Origin of the sequence: Clostridium sp. 1001275B_160808_H3 (genome assembly GCF_015550425.1) — a bacterium.
Classification (GTDB): Bacteria; Bacillota; Clostridia; order Clostridiales; family Clostridiaceae; genus Clostridium.
This window is the reverse complement of record NZ_JADNAT010000049.1, coordinates 1-2,912: the sequence shown is the minus strand read 5'-3', so window position 1 is coordinate 2,912 and position 2,912 is coordinate 1. Positions and strand designations below refer to the sequence as shown.

Here is a 2,912-nt window from a genome sequence, read left to right as displayed (position 1 = left end):
AGGTCAAGCTACAAAGGGCGCATGGTGAATGCCTTGGCATCAGGAGCCGATGAAGGACGTGATAAGCTGCGATAAGCTTCGGGTAGGCGCACATAGCCAGTGATCCGAAGATTTCCGAATGAGGGAACTCACATGGGAAACCCCATGTATCCTGTAGTGAATAAATAGCTGCAGGAAGGTAAACCTAGGGAACTGAAACATCTAAGTACCTAGAGGAAGAGAAAGAAAAATCGATTTTCTTAGTAGCGGCGAGCGAAAGGGAAAGAGCCCAAACCAGAGATTTATCTCTGGGGTTGCGGACAGAACATTAAATAAACTAATTTGTAACCGAAGACAACTGGAAAGTTGTGCCGTAGAGTGTAATAGCCACGTAGGTGAAACGAAGAGGTTTAGAGTTCTGATCCAGAGTACCACGAGACACGTGAAACCTTGTGGGAAGCAGGGAGGACCACCTCCCAAGGCTAAATACTACCTGATGACCGATAGTGAAGCAGTACCGTGAGGGAAAGGTGAAAAGAACCCCGGGAGGGGAGTGAAATAGAACCTGAAACCGTGTGCCTACAACCGGTCAAAGCCCCTTATGAGGGTGATGACGTGCTTTTTGTAGAACGAGCCAACGAGTTACGGTATGTAGCAAGGTTAAGTACTTAAGGTACGGAGCCTAAGGGAAACCGAGTCTTAATAGGGCGACTAGTTGCATGCCGTAGACCCGAAACCGGGTGACCTATCCATGGCCAGGTTGAAGCGGGGGTAAAACCCCGTGGAGGACCGAACCACGTTGCTGTTGAAAAAGCATGGGATGAGCTGTGGATAGCGGAGAAATTCCAATCGAACTCGGAGATAGCTGGTTCTCCTCGAAATAGCTTTAGGGCTAGCGTCGGATATGAGTAATGGAGGTAGAGCACTGAATGGGCTAGGGGGCATATCGCTTACCGAACCTTATCAAACTCCGAATGCCATATACTATGAGTCCGGCAGTCAGACTACGAATGATAAGATCCGTGGTCAAAAGGGAAAAAGCCCAGATCGTCAGCTAAGGTCCCAAAGTGTAAGTTAAGTGGTAAAGGATGTGGGATTTCTAAGACAACTAGGATGTTGGCTTAGAAGCAGCCACTCATTTAAAGAGTGCGTAATAGCTCACTAGTCGAGAGATCCTGCGCCGAAAATGTCCGGGGCTCAAACTTACCACCGAAGCTACGGGCTCAAGTTTACTTGAGCGGTAGAGGAGCGTCGTAATCGGGCTGAAGTCGTACCGTAAGGAGCGGTGGACTGATTACGAGTGAGAATGTTGGCATTAGTAGCGAGATGTAAGTGAGAATCTTACAGGCCGAAAATCTAAGGTTTCCTGGGGAAGGCTCGTCCGCCCAGGGTTAGTCGGGACCTAAGCCGAGGCCGAAAGGCGTAGGTGATGGACAATTGGTTGATATTCCAATACCACTATTATCGTTATTATCGATGGTGTGACGGAGAAGGATAGGATGTGCTAGCGATTGGAAATGCTAGTCTAAGCATTTAGGGAGTTAAAGTAGGCAAATCCGCTTTAACAATTCTGAGGTGTGATGGGGAAGGTCATTTAGACCGAAGTATCTGATTCCATGCTTCCAAGAAAAGCATCTAGAGAGAGAAGTAGTGCCCGTACCGCAAACCGACACAGGTAGATGAGGAGAGAATCCTAAGGCCATCGGAAGAATTGCAGTTAAGGAACTAGGCAAATTGACCCCGTAAGTTCGCGAGAAGGGGTGCCTGTGAGAGCAGGCCGCAGAGAATAGGCCCAAGCAACTGTTTAGCAAAAACACAGGTCTCTGCTAAAGCGTAAGCTGATGTATAGGGGCTGACGCCTGCCCGGTGCTGGAAGGTTAAGGGGAACACTTAGCGCAAGCGAAGGTGTGAACTTAAGCCCCAGTAAACGGCGGCCGTAACTATAACGGTCCTAAGGTAGCGAAATTCCTTGTCAGGTAAGTTCTGACCCGCACGAATGGCGTAATGACTTGGGCACTGTCTCAACTGCAAATCCGGCGAAGTTGTAGTGCGAGTGAAGATGCTCGCTACCCGCGATTGGACGGAAAGACCCCGTAGAGCTTTACTGTAGCTTAGCATTGAGTTTCGATATTGTCTGTACAGGATAGGTGGGAGACTGAGAAGCTAGGGCGTCAGCCTTAGTGGAGTCACCCTTGGGATACCACCCTGACAGTATTGGGATTCTAACCGGACGCCATGAATCTGGTGACGGGACATTGTTAGGTGGGCAGTTTGACTGGGGCGGTCGCCTCCTAAAAAGTAACGGAGGCGCCCAAAGGTTCCCTCAGAACGGTCGGAAATCGTTCGAAGAGTGCAAAGGCAGAAGGGAGCCTGACTGCGACACCCACAAGTGGAGCAGGGACGAAAGTCGGGCTTAGTGATCCGGTGGTACCTCGTGGGAGGGCCATCGCTCAACGGATAAAAGCTACCTCGGGGATAACAGGCTGATCTCCCCCAAGAGTCCACATCGACGGGGAGGTTTGGCACCTCGATGTCGGCTCGTCGCATCCTGGGGCTGTAGTAGGTCCCAAGGGTTGGGCTGTTCGCCCATTAAAGCGGCACGCGAGCTGGGTTCAGAACGTCGTGAGACAGTTCGGTCCCTATCCGTCGCGGGCGTAGGAAATTTGAGAGGAGCTGTCCTTAGTACGAGAGGACCGGGATGGACTGACCTCTGGTGCACCAGTTGTTCCGCCAGGAGCATAGCTGGGTAGCTAAGTCGGGAAGGGATAAACGCTGAAAGCATCTAAGCGTGAAGCCCCCCTCAAGATGAGATTTCCCATAGCATAAGCTAGTAAGACCCCTTGAAGAACACAAGGTTGATAGGTCAGAGGTGTAAGTGTGGTAACATATTTAGCTGACTGATACTAATAGGTCGAGGGCTTGACCAATAAAAA

The 2,912-nt window shown here is 50.3% G+C and carries 1 rRNA gene; it reads left to right on the top strand.

Features of this window, described 5'->3' with window-relative positions:
* Position 1: 1 nt before the first annotated feature.
* A 23S ribosomal RNA gene (locus I2A75_RS17790) occupies positions 2 to 2,906 on the top strand.
* Positions 2,907 to 2,912: the final 6 nt, after the last annotated feature.